This window comes from Cryomorphaceae bacterium (assembly GCA_007695365.1).
Lineage (GTDB): Bacteria > Bacteroidota > Bacteroidia > Flavobacteriales_D > SKUL01 > SKUL01.
In genome coordinates this window covers 1-17,830 of record REDV01000141.1, presented here as the reverse complement: position 1 = coordinate 17,830, position 17,830 = coordinate 1, and the positions used below count along the sequence as shown (strand labels likewise).

General features: G+C 50.1%; 12 protein-coding genes. 7 read left to right on the top strand and 5 right to left on the bottom strand.

All coding sequences use genetic code 11. From position 1 onward, the window contains the following. Nucleotides 1–1,061 (bottom strand): hypothetical protein (locus EA392_14435; GenBank protein ID TVR36810.1); only part of this gene is annotated, 1,061 nt, incomplete at its 3' end. A 99-nt stretch (nucleotides 1,062–1,160) separates the two neighbouring features. Beyond that, nucleotides 1,161–3,311, bottom strand: coding sequence for a hypothetical protein (locus EA392_14430; GenBank protein ID TVR36809.1), 2,151 nt, complete (start codon nucleotides 3,309–3,311; stop codon nucleotides 1,161–1,163). Between the two features lie 148 nt (nucleotides 3,312–3,459). Between EA392_14430 and EA392_14425 the strand changes: the two genes are divergently transcribed. The 4 genes from EA392_14425 to EA392_14410 all read left to right on the top strand — a co-directional run bounded on the left by EA392_14425 (nucleotide 3,460) and on the right by EA392_14410 (nucleotide 6,034). Beyond that, the gene (locus tag EA392_14425; GenBank protein TVR36808.1) at nucleotides 3,460–3,900 is read left to right on the top strand and encodes a hypothetical protein; all 441 of its coding nucleotides are present in this window, start codon (nucleotides 3,460–3,462) and stop codon (nucleotides 3,898–3,900) included. A 72-nt stretch (nucleotides 3,901–3,972) separates the two neighbouring features. Further along, the gene (locus EA392_14420) at nucleotides 3,973–4,215 is read left to right on the top strand and encodes a hypothetical protein (GenBank protein ID TVR36807.1); all 243 of its coding nucleotides are present in this window, start codon (nucleotides 3,973–3,975) and stop codon (nucleotides 4,213–4,215) included. 6 nt (nucleotides 4,216–4,221) lie between these two features. After that, nucleotides 4,222–4,590 (top strand): CoA-binding protein, encoded by a 369-nt coding sequence (locus tag EA392_14415; GenBank protein TVR36806.1) that lies wholly within the window; start codon nucleotides 4,222–4,224, stop codon nucleotides 4,588–4,590. Nucleotides 4,591–4,594: 4 nt separating this feature from the next. Further along, nucleotides 4,595–6,034, top strand: a complete 1,440-nt coding sequence (locus EA392_14410; GenBank protein TVR36805.1) for a tail fiber domain-containing protein — start codon at nucleotides 4,595–4,597, stop codon at nucleotides 6,032–6,034. A 76-nt stretch (nucleotides 6,035–6,110) separates the two neighbouring features. On the opposite strand, the gene EA392_14405 is transcribed toward EA392_14410, so the two are convergent. Next, nucleotides 6,111–7,655 (bottom strand): T9SS C-terminal target domain-containing protein, encoded by a 1,545-nt coding sequence (locus EA392_14405; protein ID TVR36804.1) that lies wholly within the window; start codon nucleotides 7,653–7,655, stop codon nucleotides 6,111–6,113. 132 nt (nucleotides 7,656–7,787) lie between these two features. Here EA392_14405 and EA392_14400 point away from each other — a divergent pair, with 132 nt between their 5' ends. Then, nucleotides 7,788–10,214 (top strand): S9 family peptidase, encoded by a 2,427-nt coding sequence (locus tag EA392_14400; GenBank protein TVR36803.1) that lies wholly within the window; start codon nucleotides 7,788–7,790, stop codon nucleotides 10,212–10,214. A 75-nt stretch (nucleotides 10,215–10,289) separates the two neighbouring features. Here EA392_14400 and EA392_14395 read toward each other — a convergent pair whose 3' ends face one another. Further along, nucleotides 10,290–12,860, bottom strand: coding sequence for an ATP-dependent Clp protease ATP-binding subunit (locus tag EA392_14395; protein TVR36802.1), 2,571 nt, complete (start codon nucleotides 12,858–12,860; stop codon nucleotides 10,290–10,292). 239 nt (nucleotides 12,861–13,099) lie between these two features. Between EA392_14395 and gyrA the strand changes: the two genes are divergently transcribed. Next, on the top strand, nucleotides 13,100–15,676 hold the full coding sequence (gyrA, locus tag EA392_14390) for a DNA gyrase subunit A (GenBank protein TVR36801.1): 2,577 nt from the start codon (nucleotides 13,100–13,102) through the stop codon (nucleotides 15,674–15,676). A 21-nt stretch (nucleotides 15,677–15,697) separates the two neighbouring features. Next, complete coding sequence (locus EA392_14385; GenBank protein TVR36800.1) at nucleotides 15,698–16,837, top strand: hypothetical protein; 1,140 nt, start codon at nucleotides 15,698–15,700, stop codon at nucleotides 16,835–16,837. An 82-nt stretch (nucleotides 16,838–16,919) separates the two neighbouring features. On the opposite strand, the gene EA392_14380 is transcribed toward EA392_14385, so the two are convergent. Further along, nucleotides 16,920–17,708, bottom strand: coding sequence for a hypothetical protein (locus tag EA392_14380; GenBank protein TVR36799.1), 789 nt, complete (start codon nucleotides 17,706–17,708; stop codon nucleotides 16,920–16,922). Between the last annotated feature and the right edge of the window lie 122 nt (nucleotides 17,709–17,830).

The window sequence follows — 17,830 nt, the reverse complement described above, 5'->3', positions numbered from 1 at the left end:
CCGGAAAAGCTGAACTGCACCATCGGGTCGTTGCCGCGCTCCCACTGCGTGGTGCGCGAGCCGTCGGTAAACGAAAAAAAGATGTGGTTGCTGTGGCGCTGGGTGGCCAGCATTTTTATCGTCGGGTTGTTGCCCGGGTGATCCTCCAGCTTTAACCCCGCGCGGGTTTCGCTTACCGTGTAGGGTTTAAACTGCCGGTTGCTGCCATCTACCGCATAACTTTCGGTGCGCAGGGCCGTGCCGCGCAGGGTACGCAGTGCATCCCGCCGGGCCCGCCGCGGAAGATTGGCCAGCAACTGCAATGTTTCGGGCGAGGGGGGCAACACCTGCGGATCGCTTTGGTGGTACTCGTTTTCAAAAAAGAGTTGATCCCAATCACCGGTAGCGGCTCCCACCGGCCCCAGATGAAACCAGTTTTTCACCAGCATGGGCGGGGAGTAGTGCAGCTGGCTCACGCCTTCAAAATTGGCGTCCAGGTGCAGGCTGGTGTCATTAAAATGGTTAAAATCTTCGGAGTCGAACTGGTCCACCCGGCCAAAGCCGCGAAACTCGCGTTCGCCGCCATCCCAGTATCCGTGGTGATAAAAATAATGAGTGGTGAGCTTGCCTTCGGAAATCTCGTCAATCACCTCCACGCGGTTCACCACCTGCGTAGGAAAAGGCAACGTGGTTTTCCACTTTCCGGCGCTGCCGATGAACATATCCAGGGTGTCGGGCAGGTTGGTCTGCGGGTCTTCGGTAACCGAAGTACCGTACAGGTCGCGCAGGTAGTGGCGGATAGAGGAGGTGTATTCTACCCGCGTAATGGCGCCCATGTTGTTGTTCATTTCGTTGAGCACGTAGGGTTTTACCCCGCGGCACAGGTCCAGGTAATACATGCGGGTTTGCGTGCCGGTGCGTTCAAAGCTCCACAGAATGCCGGGGGTTCCGCTGCCCATCAGGTCCACAATCTGCACCGAATCGCCCAATGCAAAGCGGGGAGTGCCTTTGATTTCGATGCCCTCGCCCCACGCGTTGCCGTGCTGGTTTACCCATCCCTCTTCAAAACCGCACAAAACCATCACATCCCATTATCACGCTATCCAAACGACGTCAAGATAGCCTTATTTCCCCAAAGCGTACAAAGCAACCTCTACCATTTCAAGCAATTGCCAGAGCACTCACAACGATATCCTGATGCCCGGCCCCAGCAAAAAGAAGAACTTTTCCTGGCTGAGAAAATAACCGCCACCCGCGTACAAAGGAAAACTCAACCTGGCATCTTGCCGGGTGGGGTAGAGGGAGCCGATGATCACAATGCCCAAATCGCGGTTTTCGGCCTCAGGGTTAAAGTTAAAGGCGTTTTGCGCCAAAAATCCCGCTCCTATTTTGTAAGGTTTGGGTTTCATAATAGCCCCTTTCTTGTAGAAAGTAAACTGGGCAATCATGGCCAGCGATACGCCTGTAAGCGTAGGGAAACCGGGCTCTCCCGCCAGCTTGGTAACCAAACCCGCCGGAAAAGACAGATCAATATCAAAATTAAGCGAGCGCTCCTGCACAATGGCCACGCGCTGGGTGTAACCCTCGCCGCCGTAGCGGTCTTTTTTGTGCCGCACAATAATCTCAATCCGCGACCACTCCCGCAAAGTATGCGTTTTGCGGGTAAGCAGGCTGTTTATCCTTATAGGTTCAAGCTGGCAGTTTCGGCTGTGATAAAATGCCTCGCGCGGTGAGGTGTTTCCCGGACAAACCTCCACGTGATCAACCTTCTGGTATTCAATCAACTCGTTTTTATTCCCCAACAGCCTAATCTCCATTTCAATGATCTGCTTACCATAAAGCATATCGCCCATATCAATGATATCGGGGTCAAAGTCAATCACCACATCGCGCACGGTTTCACTGTACAAAATGGTTTGGGTGAGCTTGCTTACTTTTTTGGGCCCCTCGCCGTAATCTACGGTTACAAAGTCTAACGGGCGTGGCCGCTGAAACTCTACTACCTGCAGGGTAGGGCCCATTTTTCGGTCGCCCGCAAAAATTTCTACGGTTTTCCGCTTGATATCCACCGGAACGCGCAGCCGGTAGTTGGCCGTATGGTCGGTTCGGGTAATGGTATCGTTGGATACCACTTCAAGGTCCTCAAAATAGAACCTCGATTCGCGCAGGCCTTCGCCTTCAATACGGATGTCAAAGGTCTCACCCGGACGGATGTTTCTACTTTCGGTCCAGTCGCTGCCTTCGCGCAACAGCGTGATTCGCTGCAATGAAGGCTCAGGATAAATATCTACGTTGGTAATGAACTGAGGATTGTCGCCATCCTTGATGTAGAGGTAACCATCTTCCATGCGGTGGTTGGCATAGGGCCGTAAAATGCACAATACACGGTCGTTACTCAGCAATCTTTGGGTGTAGAGTTCGGCCACCAGCGGACTGCCGCGCTCTTCGCTGGCCTCCAGCCTGTAGGTTTTGTTCATTTGAAGCTGCCGGTGGTGGTCTATTTGCACTTCAACGCCATCGTGATGGTCGCGTTTGCGCACCACCAATTTTTTGTCCATACGGAGAAAGGCCAATCGTGAACCGCGCGCCGTAAGGTTCAGATCAATGGGTGGCAAATTGTGCCGGATGGATTTATCATTTCCCAAAAACGGGCGTTTGGTTTGCAGGTTGAGTTGCAAAGGATGCTCACCGGATCGCGATGGAATAACGGAGAGAAAAGGTTTTCCGTCGTGCTCCACGAGCCGGTACTCCAGACTGCCTTGCATTCGCCAAACACCGTCCAGTTGCAGGTTGCGAGGCTGATTGGTTACAATTTCCAGTCGTTTTTCTTCGCCCACAAACAATTCCTCCTGTCCGGGATAAATGTTTACACGCGTTTCGGTGTATGGAAAAAGGTGTATCACGCGGTGTTGTACGTCCTGATCGCGGGTCAGTACCACGGTAACGGCCAGAAAATCGCTGGATGAGATGGATTTGAAACGCAGCCTTGTTCGGTAGTAGCCATCCACATAGGTCAAAGGGTCTAGTTGATCAATGTCGGAGGCGGGCATTAACTCCGCATGCACGTTGTCAGGCAAGGGGTTTCCGTCGGTGATGAGCCGGAATTCAGCCACGGTTTCATCAGACGAATAGCGGAAACTCAAATGGGGCTCTCCCCGAAAAGTCAGTCTGTTTTCGCCCAATGAAAAGGAGGTGGTGTCCACCATCAGCGTTACATCCTGAAATGGGCGAATGCTTCGCTGCCAGTTGGGTTGTGCGTGGATGTACCCGGCAGAAACAAGGAGCAAAACAAAAAACAATACGAGTGAAATGTGGCGGTGCGGCATCTTCATGGCTGTTCGAATCCTGCTTCAAAAATAGGGTATTGAACTGAAAAGGGAGCCCGGATTGCTTTTCACGCAAGACTGATTTCACACATTTTTTGGGGTACGTAAATAGGTTACGAACCCGGGGTAGAGCTTTGTCATCAAATAAAACGATATGAAAGATCTCGGAGAAGTATTAATCGGACACAAAAACCACGTATTGAGCCGTGTGTTTGTGCACAGAATCATTGTGAAGCCCACGCTGGAAGATGTTATTCTTCAGTGCGTGGTGATACACGACGGCGCGCAGTACAAGGCTGTGCTGGCCTTAGACTACACCGAATTTAATGAGCTGCTGATCCGAACGCCTGATTCGGAGCTCAAACTGGAAATTGCTTGTTTGATGGGTGAAGCGCTGAGCGAAGACCACGCGCCCAAGCGTGAATCGCCTTACCAGATTAACCTGCTGAAGATTTTTGGAAGGTCGTTGCGCGTGCGGGGAAGCAGTTTCTATACCCATTTGTTTATGCTTCCGGGTAATGAGCACGAAGAAGACCCTCGTCCGTACTACGTGTTTCTGGTTGACAGACTGCACTTTGCCCGGGTCAGGAAATAATTTTTTGGGGTTCGTAAATACCTTACGTACCCCCGGAGAAACCTTTGCATTGAACCTTAAAACAGTACCGTTATGAACAGTTTAGCAGAAGTAAAAACGTACATTGATTCATTTTCGCGCCCCAGCGGATACAACAACCATGCGTGGCGGGCCGTGAAGAAACTGGCGCTGCACGCCTGGGAGTGCTACCTCGAAAACAGGAGCTTTTCGCATTCTGCCAGTTTTTTGTGCAAGGAGTTCTATTTGATGGTTCGCAAGCCGGATGGCGAGTACGTTATTCCACGTTGGAAGATGAAGCATTTTTACGACCTTTGAGCCCTGATGAAGACCCTCGTTCTCGGTGCCTCGCCCAATCCGCAACGCTACGCCTACATGGCCGTAAAACGTCTGCTTGCCAACGGCTATGAAGTGGTTGCGGTTGGGAAAAGGCCGGGGGAGATTGACGGGGTTCCCATCCAGACCCATTTTCCGCATGTAGAAGGAGTGCACACCATTAGCTTGTACGTGGGCGCGCGCTACCAGCCTGAACTTTACGATTATATCCGATCCATTCGCCCCCGGCGTGTTATTTTCAATCCCGGAACAGAAAACCCCGAATTTCAGCATCAGTTAGAGAAGGAGGGAATTCACGCGGAACATGCCTGCACCCTGGTGATGCTCTCTGCGGGCACCTACGGGGAGCCGGGGTAGGGCATTGCGCATTCAGAAATCACGAGAATTTCCACAAAAACAGGTACATTTCGGGCTCAACCAAAAAACCGAAATCATGAAGTATTATCTGTCTTTTTCGCTCTTTGTACTCTTTTCGATTACAGCGCTGGCTCAGGTTCCTCAAAAAATGAACTACCAGGCTGTGATCAGGGATGCGAATGAGAATTTACTCACCAATGCCGGGGTTGGAATACAGGTAAGTATTGTTGACGCGACTACCCAAAACGCGGTTTACATTGAGCATCACAGCGCCTCCACCAACGCACAGGGTTTGGTAACACTCGAAATAGGAAATGGAACCGTTTTGACTGGAAGCTTCGATGAAATAAACTGGCCGCTGGGCAGTTTTGATATTCAGATTGATACCGACCCGGATGGCGGAACCAATTATACGATTTCAGGAACGAGCGAATTGCTGAGTGTTCCTTATGCTTTTTATGCGCAGGATGCAGGGGTGGGGAACATAACCCTCAACCATGCATACAACGGTGGAGGAGAGGGTGAAGGACGAATTGTGTTCACCGATGCCGGCCCTTTGGAGTTGATTCACAGCGCAAGTAACGAAGCTGCTATGGTTGTATCAACAAGTGCAACCAATTCCACAGGTATAGATGTAGAGCAGTCGGGAACCGGGTGGGCAATTGTATCGGTTAACAGCAACCCGGCTAATCAGCTTCCTTCCATATCAGGTGCCACCAACAGTAACAACAGCGAAGGTGCGGCGATAAAAGCAAGAAATGTGGGTGCCGGCTTTGCTGTGTACGGAGAAATTCCTGCAAGTGCCACAGGAAATGCCGCGGTATACGGGTCAAACCTTCGGACGAGCGCAGGAGGAGGCGTAAGTGGCATTGGTTTTCACGGCACTTTGGGGCGCTCACAGAGTAGTCAGGGATACGGCGTATATGGAATCAACAACAATCCGGGAGGTGCCAGCAGCCCGAGCATCGCAGTATATGGTTCAGGATTTCACGGAATATATGGCGAGAGCACCAATCCAACGAGTGGTTGGGCGGGCTATTTTACGGCAGATATCGGTGTAGAGGGTACGGGTTTTTCGGAGGGAGGGTGGCAGACACTTTCTGATCAACGACTCAAAAAGGATGTTCTCCCGATAGAAGAAGCTCTCGATCGTTTATTGACGCTGCAGGGTACTCATTATACGTTGACCACACCAGCCCGAAAGAATGACTCGGATGCACGCGTTCGGGAGCGAAAGCAATACGGGCTGATGGCACAGGATGTGGCTTCGGTCTTTCCTGAAATGATAGAGGAGAAAGCGATGTTTCTTAATACCGGAGATGAAACGGTATACCAAACTGTAGCCTATTCGCAACTCATCCCGGTTTTAATTGAAGCACTCCGCGAGATGAAAACAGAACTGGATGCTTTGAAAGCAGTGCTGCAGGAACTCCAGGACCAATAACCCGGTGAATGGGATGACAAAGAAAAAGCCCCGGAAAATTCCGGGGCTTTCTCATCTTATGCCAGATTACAAGCGATTATTGTTTAACCATCGGTTTGCTGTGAATTTGGTCTCTGTGCTGAACAGAAATCAGGTACATGCCCGAGGCCAGTTGATTCACATCCATCGGGTAAAGTGCTCCTGGTGTGTCCATGTTGATTTGTTGACTTAGCAATAGCTGTCCGGTCATTCCCGTAATGCGAACAAAAACGGGTTCCATCGGATCAGGATTATCCAACACAATCTGAATCATTCCGTTTGAAGGATTGGGGAAAAACTGGAACGTAAAATCGTCAACAGGTGTAATTGGTATAAAGGGCGACTCTATGGTGCCTCCAAAGTTGTTGTAGGCATTTTGACAAATATTATCCCAGTTGTAGTTGCAACAAAATGAATCATTCGAAATAACGTATTGATAAGCATCACTTTCAGTGTCAACACCTTCTCCGGGATCTACACATTCGCCGTCTGGTAAATATGCATCATATGTATTTTGACATATTGCATCCCACTGCGTGTTGCAGCAGAACGGATCGCTGGTAATCACTGCCTGATAGGCTTCACTGTTGGTGTCTACTTCTGGCGGCGCGGCTACACATTCGCCTTCCGGTAAAAAGCTATTGTATGCGTTTTGGCAAATTCCATCCCACGAGGTGGTGCAGCAGAAGGGGTCATTGGCTATAACTGTCATGTAGGCCTCACTGTTTGTGTCAACGGATGATGGTGGTACAATACAATCTGTGTCGGGATCGGGGTTGGTGCCACCATAATTGTTGTATGCGTTTTGACATATCCCGTCCCACATGCTGTTACAGCAAAACGGATCGTTCGCAATTACGCTCTGATAGGCCGGGCTGCTGGTGTCAACGGTGTCGGGAACCGGCACACATTCCTCATCCTCTTCTTCATCAGGATCAACAGTATCAATCAGATTGTTATAGGCATTCTGGCAAATTCCGTCCCAAACCGTCGTGCAGCAAAACGGGTCATTGGCTATGACTGTATCATAGGCTTCACTGTCTGTATCAACAGATGCGGGGGGAGTTACACAATCGGCGTCATCGGGTTCATTCCCTGAATCAATGTAACTGTTGTATGCGTTCTGGCAAATTCCATCCCACGAGGTGGTGCAGCAGAAGGGGTCATTGGCTATAACTGTCATGTAGGCATCGCTGTCCACATCCACAGTAGATGGCGGATCGATGCATTCTCCTGCATCTGGTTCATTTCCGGAGCCGCTTCCGATGTTGTTGTAAGCGTTCTGACAGATGCCATCCCAAACCGTAGTACAGCAGAATGGATCATTGGCAATTACGGTTTGATAGGCTTCGCTATTGGTGTCAACACTGGAGGGCGCCGCAACACACTCACCGTCTGGCAAATAGTTATTGTACGCATTCTGGCAAATTCCGTCCCAAACAGTGGTGCAGCAAAAGGGATCCGAATCAATTACCGATTGAAAGGCCTCGCTGTTGGTGTCAACATAGTCCGGAATATCCGAGTCGCAATCATTGGCCACTAAAGACAAGGAGATAAGCGAACTACAAAAGAGAATAGAGTAGAATCGTAATGTTAATATCATGGTTGGTTGTTTGATGGTTTAAGCAAACTTAAAGTTTCCTGCTGAACTAACCAAATTTCATAGTCTGCCGGAATATGGGGTCGGTTTTTCTGTAATTGGTTAATTTGCCCGAAATTCAAAAAAATCAGGTCTATGCGCATCCTTTTTTCTTCGTTCATCATCCTATGTGTTTTGTCAGAAAGCTCGCACGCACAGGAAAACCTGAGCTACCAACTCCCCCCGGCCGAAATCCTTGAGCTTGCCGATTACGAGCGTCCGCCATCACTGATGATGGACAGCAAAGGAGAGTATATGATTTTCACCTATCGGCCAACGTATAAATCGCTCGAAGACCTGATGGAAGAAGAGGTGCGTTTGGCCGGACTCCGCGTGAATCCCAAAACGCATATCTCATCGCGCACAACCTACTCCAACAATATCCGCGTAATGAAAGCGGGAAGTAAGGAAGACGTGCAGGTAAGCGGACTCCCGGACCATCCCAGATTGAGCAATTTTCAATGGTCGCCTGATGAACGCAAACTCGCTTTTACGCACACCACAATCGACGGTGTTGAACTCTGGATGCTCCTGCCGGAAAAGTCACAGGCCAAAAGAATCATTGGTCCGGTGCTTAATGCTTCGATGGGAACGCCCTTTGACTGGTTTAACGACAGCGAATCACTGCTTTTACGCACCCTGCCCGCCACACGCCCGGACTGGATTGACAACGAACAGTCCGTTCCCGATGGGCCCATTGTTTCCGAAGGCGATGGCTCGGTATCACAAACACGCACCTACCAGGATTTGCTGAGCAACCCCATTGATGAAAGGAATTTTGAAAACCTGGCTACTGCAGAGCTGCAAAAAGTTGCGTTGAACGGAAGCATGGAGCCCTTTCTGAAGGCCGACCTTTATTGGCAAACGAGTTTTTCGCCCGACGGTCGCTACCTGATGGTTACCACACTGAGCAGACCTTTTTCCTACATCGTTCCATTCTACCGATTTCCCCAAACAACTACTGTATATGATATGCGCGGCCGTGTGGTGAAGGTGGTGAATGAAGTGCCTTTATCTGAAGTGATGCCCAAAGGATTTTCTTCCGTGCGGGAGGGGAAGCGCAGCATGACCTGGAGAAACGACGAGCCGGCACAACTCTTTTTTGCCGAGGCTCTTGACGAAGGGGATATGGCTAAAGACGTGCCGTTCAGAGACGAACTTTATTTATGGGACGCTCCTTTCAATGGAGAGCCTGTGCCGGTGATGAAAACCAAACAGCGCTTTCAGAATGTACTTTGGGGCAGCGACCAACTGGCCGTAGTAAGTGATTTCTGGTACGACACCCGCAACACCATTACCTACTTTTTCAACCCTTCGAACGCTGAGGAATTGCCGCGTGAAGTCTTTGAGCGCAACTACCAGGATGTGTACGCAGACCCCGGATCTTTTGAAATGAAGCGAAACGAATGGGGAAGGTATGTGCTTTTTATTGAGGACAACCAAGCCTATCTCACAGGGGCCGGTCACACCCCCGAAGGACAATTTCCCTTTCTGGATGCACTGAACCTGGAAACCCTTGAAACCAACCGATTGTACCAAAGTGACTATACCGACAAAGTAGAAAACCTCACGGGGTTCTATCAGGACGACCGCAATAGACTATTGGTGAGAATTCAGTCACCCACAGAGTTCCCCAATTACTTTGTACGGCATCTTGAGGATGGATCGCTGAAGCAACTCACGTATTACGAGAATCCTTTTGAAGCGCTGAACAATGTGCACAAGGAAGTCATCAACTACCAGCGTGTTGACGGTGTAGAACTCAGCGGAACCCTGTACCTGCCCGCAGATTACAAGCCCGAAAGCGGGGAGAAGCTTCCCCTTCTCATTTGGGCATATCCGCGTGAATACAAAGACAAAAGCACCGCCGGTCAATCCACACAAAACCCCAATACGTTCACCTATCCCTATTACGGCTCATTTGTGTATTGGGTCACAAGAGGCTATGCCGTGCTCGACAATGCTGCCTTTCCGATTGTTGGCGAAGGAGAAACCGAACCCAATGACACTTTCATCGAGCAACTGGTATGGAATGCCGAGGCGGCCATCAACGCGGTGGATGACATGGGATTTATTGACCCGAGCAGAGTAGGAGTGGGCGGACATAGCTACGGTGCCTTTATGACGGCCAACCTGCTTACGCATTCCAATCTGTTTGCATGTGGCATTGCGCGAAGCGGTGCCTACAACCGAACGCTTACCCCTTTTGGCTTTCAAAGCGAGCAGCGCAATTACTGGGATGCCCCGGAAATTTACCACACCATGTCGCCCTTTATGAATGCCCACAAAATGAAAATCCCCATGTTGCTTACCCACGGGGAGGCCGACAATAACCCCGGAACCTTCACGCTACAAACCGAGCGGTATTTTCAGGCACTCAAGAATCTTGGGGCTCCTGTGCGCATGGTCATTTTACCGAAAGAGAGTCACGGCTATGTGGCCAAACCCAACATCATGCACCTGCTTTGGGAGCAAGACCGGTTTTTGGAGCAACACCTGAAGAAAACAGGGATTACTGAATAGACTTCTGAAAAAAGAAACGACCCTGTGTAGAATCAGTTTTGTACAATCCGTCAAAGACAGGAAGGTGAGGGTAGCTTATTCAGCCTCTTCGTCGCTTTCTTTTTTCTTCTTCTTTTTGGCTTTCTGCACCTTTACGGTGATTTCATCGGCTTTGTCGTCGTAGTCCACCTTGATGGTGTCGCCTTCTTCCACATTGGCGTTGATGATTTCTTCGGCCAGCGGATCTTCCAGGTATTTCTGAATGGCACGACGCAGCGGACGGGCACCAAATTTCTCGTCAAATCCTTTGTCACCGATGTAATCTTTGGCTTTGTCGGTCAGTTCAATCTGGTAACCGAGGTCATCTACGCGCTTGTATAGTTTGTTCAGCTCGATATCAATAATCTGGTGAATGTGCTCACGATTCAGCGAGTTAAAGAGAATGATATCATCCACCCGATTCAGAAATTCGGGTGCGAAAGTTTTCTTGAGCGCGTTTTCAATCACGCCTTTCTGCACTTCCATTTCCTGCTCCTTGCGGGCCTTGGTGCCAAATCCAACCCCGGTTCCGAAATCGCTCAACTGGCGCGCTCCGATATTGGAGGTCATGATCATGATGGTGTTGCGGAAGTCAATTTTCCGGCCGAGGCTGTCTGTTAGCTGGCCGTCATCCAGTGCCTGCAGTAGCAGGTTGAACACGTCGGGGTGCGCTTTCTCAATCTCATCGAGCAGAATAATGGAGTAGGGGTGGCGCCGAACTTTTTCGGTAAGCTGCCCGCCTTCTTCGTAGCCGATGTACCCGGGAGGTGCACCAATCAAACGGGAAACCGCAAATTTTTCCATGTACTCGCTCATGTCAATCCGAATCAATGAATCTTCGGTGTTGAACATAAGTTTAGAAAGTTCCTTCGCCAACTGGGTTTTACCCACACCTGTGGGGCCGAGGAAGATAAACGAGCCGATGGGCTTGTTGGGGTCTTTGAGTCCGGCGCGATTTCGCTGAATGGCTTTCACCACTTTTTTCACTGCGTCGTCCTGACCGATGACCTTTCCTTTCAGGTCGTCGCCCATGCGGAGCAGTTTTCCGCTTTCTTTTTCGGCGATGCGCTGCACCGGGATGCCGGTCATCATGGCTACCACTTCTTCCACGTGGTCAACGGTAACTTCTACGCGGTGCTCCTTGCTTTCTTCTTCCCACTTGCGTTTGGCTGTTTCCAGGTCTTCGAGCAACTGGCGCTCGGTATCGCGCAGTTTGGCAGCTTCTTCGTATTTCTGGCTGCGCACCACGCGGGTTTTTTCCTCTTTGATTTCTTCGATGCGCTTTTCAGCCTCAATGATTTCCTTGGGCACATTGATGTTGGTGATGTGCACACGAGAGCCCACTTCGTCCAACGCATCAATGGCTTTGTCGGGCAGGTGACGATCGCTGATGTACCGGTTGGTCAGCGTAACACAGGCGCTGATGGCCTGTTCGCTGTAGGTTACACTGTGATGCTCTTCGTACTTCTCCTTGATATTGTGCAGAATCTGAATGGTTTCATCCACGGAGGTAGGTTCAACCAAAACCTTTTGAAAACGACGTTCCAGCGCGCCGTCTTTCTCGATATACTGGCGGTATTCATCGAGTGTAGTGGCTCCGATGCATTGTATTTCGCCACGCGCAAGGGCAGGCTTAAACATGTTGGAGGCATCGAGCGAGCCACTGGCGCCACCGGCACCCACAATGGTATGGATTTCGTCGATAAAGAGAATCACATCGGGCGAGCGCTCCAGTTCGTTCATCACGGCTTTCATGCGCTCTTCAAATTGGCCGCGGTACTTGGTACCGGCAACCAATGCTGCCACATCAAGGGCAACAATGCGCTTTCCGAAAAGCACGCGCGAAACTTTTTTCTGTACGATCCGCAAAGCCAGCCCTTCGGCAATGGCCGACTTACCCACACCTGGCTCTCCAATGAGAACGGGGTTGTTTTTCTTTCGGCGACTCAGGATTTGCGAAACGCGCTCGATTTCTTTTTCGCGGCCTACGATGGGATCCAGTTTGTTGTCCTCAGCCATTTTGGTCAGGTCGCGACCAAAATTGTCAAGAACGGGAGTTTTGGATTTGCTTTCACCTCCTTTTCGCGGAGCATTAAAGCTCGATGCGGCGTCGTCGTCATCGTCGGAAGCACTCCCGGGCATGTCTGCGCGAGGGGTTTCAAACTGGCTATCGTGGTAGTTCTGCGGTTCATCACTCTGGATGCCCCTTAGTTCATCTTTCACAGTGTCGTAGTTTACGTTAAATTTCAGCAAGGCCCGCGTGGCTACGTTTTCTTCATCCTTCAAGACAGACAGCAAAAGATGCTGTGTACCAATCATGTGGCTTTTGAAAACTTTCGCTTCGAGATAAGTGATTTTCAAAGCTTTTTCTGCCTGTTTAACCAGAGGAATGTTGCCGGCTGTACGGGTGCGCACTCCGTTGGTCTTTACGCTTTGCTCAATCATTTCGCGCAGCTTTTGCAGGTCAACATTCAGCGATTTAAGCAAACGAACAGCGGTGCCTTCACCCTCGCGGATGATTCCCAGCACCAAATGCTCCACACCGATGTATGTATGGCCGAGGCGCAAGGCCTCTTCGCGGCTGTAGCTGATTACGTCTTTTACTCTTGGTGAAAACTTGGCTTCCATATGTTTTAGTTTCTGTTTCGCGGTGAGATTTCTCACAGCAATTTGGCCTAATTTACAGCATTTTTAGACCGATTTCAAATTTAGAACAACTACCTTTGGGCAATGGTTTCAAAGGGCTCCAATTATCAACAGATTTCTGTTTAAAACAACAGGTTGTTGAGCCTCTGAGCGGAGGGGTTTATGAAGTACCTTCGGGCCTCTTTCAACAAGAATTGTACTAAAAATCAAATCGTGTAAAAATGGCAGAATCAGGAGAGAAAATTATCCCTATTCATATTGAAGATGAGATGCGTTCAGCCTACATTGACTATTCAATGTCGGTTATCGTATCGCGGGCATTACCCGATGTGCGTGACGGATTAAAGCCCGTACACCGAAGGGTATTATATGGTATGCTCGATTTGGGTGTACTTTCCAACAGGCCTTATAAAAAGTCGGCGAGAATTGTGGGGGAGGTGCTCGGTAAGTACCACCCGCACGGAGACAGCTCTGTGTATGACACCATGGTTCGTATGGCCCAGCACTGGTCTTTGCGTTACCCGCTGGTAGATGGTCAGGGTAACTTTGGTTCGGTGGATGGCGACAGCCCGGCAGCTATGCGATACACCGAGGCCCGTTTGCGGAAAATAGCGGAAGAGCTGCTTGCCGACCTCGATAAAGAAACGGTAGATTTCTCGCCCAACTTCGACGACTCGCTCGAAGAACCGAGCGTGCTTCCGGCAAAAATCCCCAACCTTTTGGTCAACGGAGCCAGCGGAATTGCCGTAGGTATGGCTACCAACATGCCGCCGCACAACCTCACCGAAGTGGTAAACGGCATTATTGCCTACATCGACAACCGCGATATTGATATCGCCGGACTGATGCAGCACGTAAAAGCTCCGGATTTCCCCACAGGTGGAGTAATCTACGGTTACGACGGCGTAAAATCGGCCTTTGAAACCGGACGTGGGCGAGTGGTGATGCGAGCCAAAGCCAGCTTCGAAGAAATCCGGCCGGGAAAGGAAGCCATCATCGTAACCGAAATTCCTTACCAGGTGAATAAGGCCGAAATGATCAAGCGTACGGCCGAGTTGGTGAACGATAAAAAAATTGAAGGCATTTCGGACCTGCGTGATGAAAGTGACCGCCGCGGAATGCGTATCGTGTATGAACTGAAGCGCGACGCAATCCCCAACGTGGTGCTCAACATGCTCTACAAATACACGGCGCTGCAAACCTCCTTCTCGGTGAACAACGTGGCACTGGTTAAAGGTCGGCCTGAAACGCTGAACCTGAAGGACATGATACATCACTACGTGGAGCATCGCCACGAGGTAGTGATACGTCGTACAAAGTTTGAACTCAAGAAAGCCGAGGAGCGCGCGCACATCCTGGAAGGTTTGCTCATTGCGCTCGACAATCTGGACGAAGTAATCGCACTGATTCGCGCCAGCCAAACTCCAGAAATAGCCCGAACCGGCCTGATGGAAAAATTTGAGCTCAGTGAAATTCAGGCCCGCGCCATTCTGGATCTGCGTCTTCAGAAACTCACCGGACTGGAGCGCGATAAAATTAAAGAAGAGCATGCAGAATTGATGAAACTCATTGAGCACTTGCGCGCCATTCTGGCCAATGAAGATTTGCGTATGCAAATTATTAAGGACGAGCTCAATGAGGTGAAGGATAAATACGGCGACGAGCGTCGTTCGCAGATTGAGTACTCGGCGTCTGAAATGAGTATTGAAGATCTTATTCCGGATGAAACGGTGGTGGTAACCATCAGCCACCTGGGGTATATCAAGCGCACCAGCCTCAACGAATACAAAACGCAGGCAAGGGGAGGAGTAGGCTCCCGCGGAAGTACAACCCGCGACGAGGACTTTTTGGAGCACCTCTTTGTGGCTACCAATCACAACTACCTCCTGGTGTTTACCGAGAAAGGTAAGTGCTTCTGGATGCGCGTATTTGAAATCCCTGAAGGAACAAAAGCTTCAAAGGGAAGAGCCATTCAGAACATGATCAACATCGAGTCGGACGACAAGGTGATGGCCTATATCAACGTGAAGGATCTGAAAGATGAAGAGTACATCAACAGCCACTTCGTTATTATGGCTACCAAAAACGGTGTGGTGAAGAAAACCTCGCTTGAGTCATACAGCCGTCCGCGAAGCAATGGTATCAACGCCATTACGGTAAAAGACGGCGATCAGTTGCTGGAGGCCAAGCTCACAAACGGAAACTCAGAAATCATTCTCGCCAAGAAATCGGGTAAAGCCATTCGCTTTAATGAGCAGACGGTGCGCGCTGTGGGCCGTAACGCACAGGGTGTGAAAGGAGTTACCCTCGAAGGTAAGGGCGATGAAGTGGTGGGTATGGTTTGCGTGGACGATCCGGAGGCTACCATTCTTGTGGTGTCGGAAAAAGGATACGGTAAACGCACCTACCTGAACGACCCGGAAGACGGCGAGCCTGTATATCGCATCACCAATCGGGGCGGAAAGGGGGTGAAGACACTCAATGTTACCGATAAAACCGGGGCCTTGATTGCCATTCGACTTGTTACGGACAAAGACCACCTGATGATCATCAACAAGAGCGGTATTGTAATCCGCATGAAAGTGGAGGATATGCGCGTAATGGGGCGCGCTACACAGGGTGTACGACTGATTAACCTCCGAAATGGTGACTCCATTGCTGCGGTTGCCAAAGTAGAGGTTGACGAGGACGAAGAGAATGACATGTTGACCGATGAGCTTTCGGAAGACGGCACTACACCTCAGAATCCTGAGAATGGCAAGGATGTTGATGAATCCGGTGAAGACACTGAATTGTAAACCTGAAAACACCAAGATACCATGAAACATTCCGTACTGAGTGTATTGTTGATCGTGGGGGTTTCTTTCGGCGCGTGGGCGCAGGGAGCGAAACGAACCACAGCCTTCAACTACATGCGTGAGGCCAAATTGGACAAAGCACTCGAAAACATCGAACCTACCATTGAGCACCCCAAAACCATGCAGGATGAAAAGACGTGGCGATACAGGGGGCAAATTTTCAGCATGATTGCCGGAACAGAAGAGGAAGAGTACAAAAACCTCCACCCCGAACCTGTTCTTGAAGCCGCTAAAAGTTACCAGAAAGCAATGGAACTCGACAGCCGTGAATCGTACAAAACCGAGAACCTGATGGCTCTTGCTACTGTACAGGCACAGGCCAGCTTTTATGGTGGAACGCGCTTTACGGAAAACCAGTACAAGAGCGCCTACCACAACTTTAAGCTGGCTGCAGAGTTGGCCGAGTTATTAGGTGTTATTGACACTGTTTCCATTTTTAACTCCGGTCTCGCTGCAGAACGCGCCGAGATGATTCCCGAAGCACTGGAGCAATACCAAAAGGCCATGGACCTCGGTTACATGGAAGGCCGTTTGTTTGCCATGGTTGCGCAACTGCACGAATCACGCGGCGAAACCGATAAGTTTATGGAAGTGGTAAGAGCCGGACGCGCTGCTTACCCCGCGGATGGCGACTTGATTAAACTCGAGTTGAACTACTATCTGCTCAACGAAAAATTCGAAGAAGCCGAAAGCAGCCTGAAACTCGCGCTCGAAAAAGACCCGAACGACAGAATGTTGCACTTTGCCTTGGGAGTGGTGTATGAAAACCTCGACAAGAAAGACCTGGCGGAAGGAGCGTACAAGTCGGCCCTGGAAGTGGATGAAAACTTTCACGACGCGCTGTACAACCTCGGAGCCTACTACTTTAACCAGGCTGTGGAGTTGAACAAAGCTGCCAATGAAATCAGCGATATGAAAAAGTACAATGCAATGCGTGAAGAGGCCATCGGGTTGTTCCGCAAGGCTGAGCCTTTCCTTGACAGAGCGCGTGCCATTGAGCCTGATAACCGCGCAACGCTGGCTTCACTGCGTCAGTTGTACGCCTTTACAAGTCAAACAGAAAAGTACGAGGCGATTAAAAAAGAAATGGACGGGGAATAAGCCTGAAAGTTCCTTCAAAAATAAAAAAGCTGTTCGGTTCTTACCGGGCAGCTTTTTTTTTGGGCCTTGGAGCGGATATGGATTATTTCCTGGTCTTCCTGGCTGCTTTCACCTGTTTTTGAAGCTCTTTACGGTTATCGCGCGCTTCCTCAAACGCAGCTTTAAGACTCGTCACTTCACCAGTTCGATCAACGGTGAAAGATCCCGACATTTGTTCTTCCAATTGCGACAATTCGAGGGTTTTCCAATTGAACTTTGCCTGCGTTTCAGCTATTTCAGCTTCGTGCAGAGCACGTTCCTGGGCGTCATCCGGAGATGTTGCGGATTGAAGCTTGCTCAGTTTTCGCTCAATCAATTCCAATTCGCCTTTTAGGTTCGTAACGCGAATCAGACGGGGATCAGCGCTTTTCGGAGAACCGGCCACCTGTGGGTTGGATGCTTCCTCAGGAACATCCACCGCTTCATCCAACGTAGGGCCCGATGACGCGCCTGAAGGGACAGAGGCACCCCCGCAATCATTCAGCGTGAGTCCCCAGGCATTTTCCATCATGGTTTTGGGCGCACCTGATTCATCCACGAGTTTGCTGAAATCCAATGAGCCATATCCGTTCTCGTCGAGGGTAATATAGCCGCGGGCATTCCATGATTTTTCGCCGCTACTGTGTTTTTTCGTTCCCGCAGCATCCACATCGCGTGAGGCCAATGTAACTCTGCCAAAATGAACTTCGCCATGGGTATCCGAGGTACCGCGGGCCAACACAACGTCGCCGTGTTTTAATTCCACATCCCAATGACATAGATTCGCGTTGTTGTAGGTGAGTTTTAGTGTGACGTCTGTGGTAAGCTGCGCGAAAGAGTGAGCTTGAATCATCAGAAGAAATGATGCGAATAGGGAGGCAGTACGAATCATGGCGCTGAAATTTTGTTGTAAGATAAGGAGAATGGTGCAGATGCGCGAAAAACCCTATTTAACATAATATAAATTATAGGGCT

Excerpts from the sequence above, each read along its gene's own strand:
- EA392_14430 (TVR36809.1), bottom strand. The coding sequence starts at position 3,311 with ATGAAGATGCCGCACCGCCACATTTCACTCGTATTGTTTTTTGTTTTG.
- EA392_14425 (TVR36808.1), top strand. The coding sequence starts at position 3,460 with ATGAAAGATCTCGGAGAAGTATTAATCGGACACAAAAACCACGTATTG.
- EA392_14420 (TVR36807.1), top strand. The coding sequence starts at position 3,973 with ATGAACAGTTTAGCAGAAGTAAAAACGTACATTGATTCATTTTCGCGC.
- EA392_14415 (TVR36806.1), top strand. The coding sequence starts at position 4,222 with ATGAAGACCCTCGTTCTCGGTGCCTCGCCCAATCCGCAACGCTACGCC.
- EA392_14405 (TVR36804.1), bottom strand. The coding sequence starts at position 7,655 with ATGATATTAACATTACGATTCTACTCTATTCTCTTTTGTAGTTCGCTT.
- EA392_14400 (TVR36803.1), top strand. The coding sequence starts at position 7,788 with ATGCGCATCCTTTTTTCTTCGTTCATCATCCTATGTGTTTTGTCAGAA.
- EA392_14395 (TVR36802.1), bottom strand. The coding sequence starts at position 12,860 with ATGGAAGCCAAGTTTTCACCAAGAGTAAAAGACGTAATCAGCTACAGC.
- gyrA (TVR36801.1), top strand. The coding sequence starts at position 13,100 with ATGGCAGAATCAGGAGAGAAAATTATCCCTATTCATATTGAAGATGAG.
- EA392_14385 (TVR36800.1), top strand. The coding sequence starts at position 15,698 with ATGAAACATTCCGTACTGAGTGTATTGTTGATCGTGGGGGTTTCTTTC.
- EA392_14380 (TVR36799.1), bottom strand. The coding sequence starts at position 17,708 with ATGATTCAAGCTCACTCTTTCGCGCAGCTTACCACAGACGTCACACTA.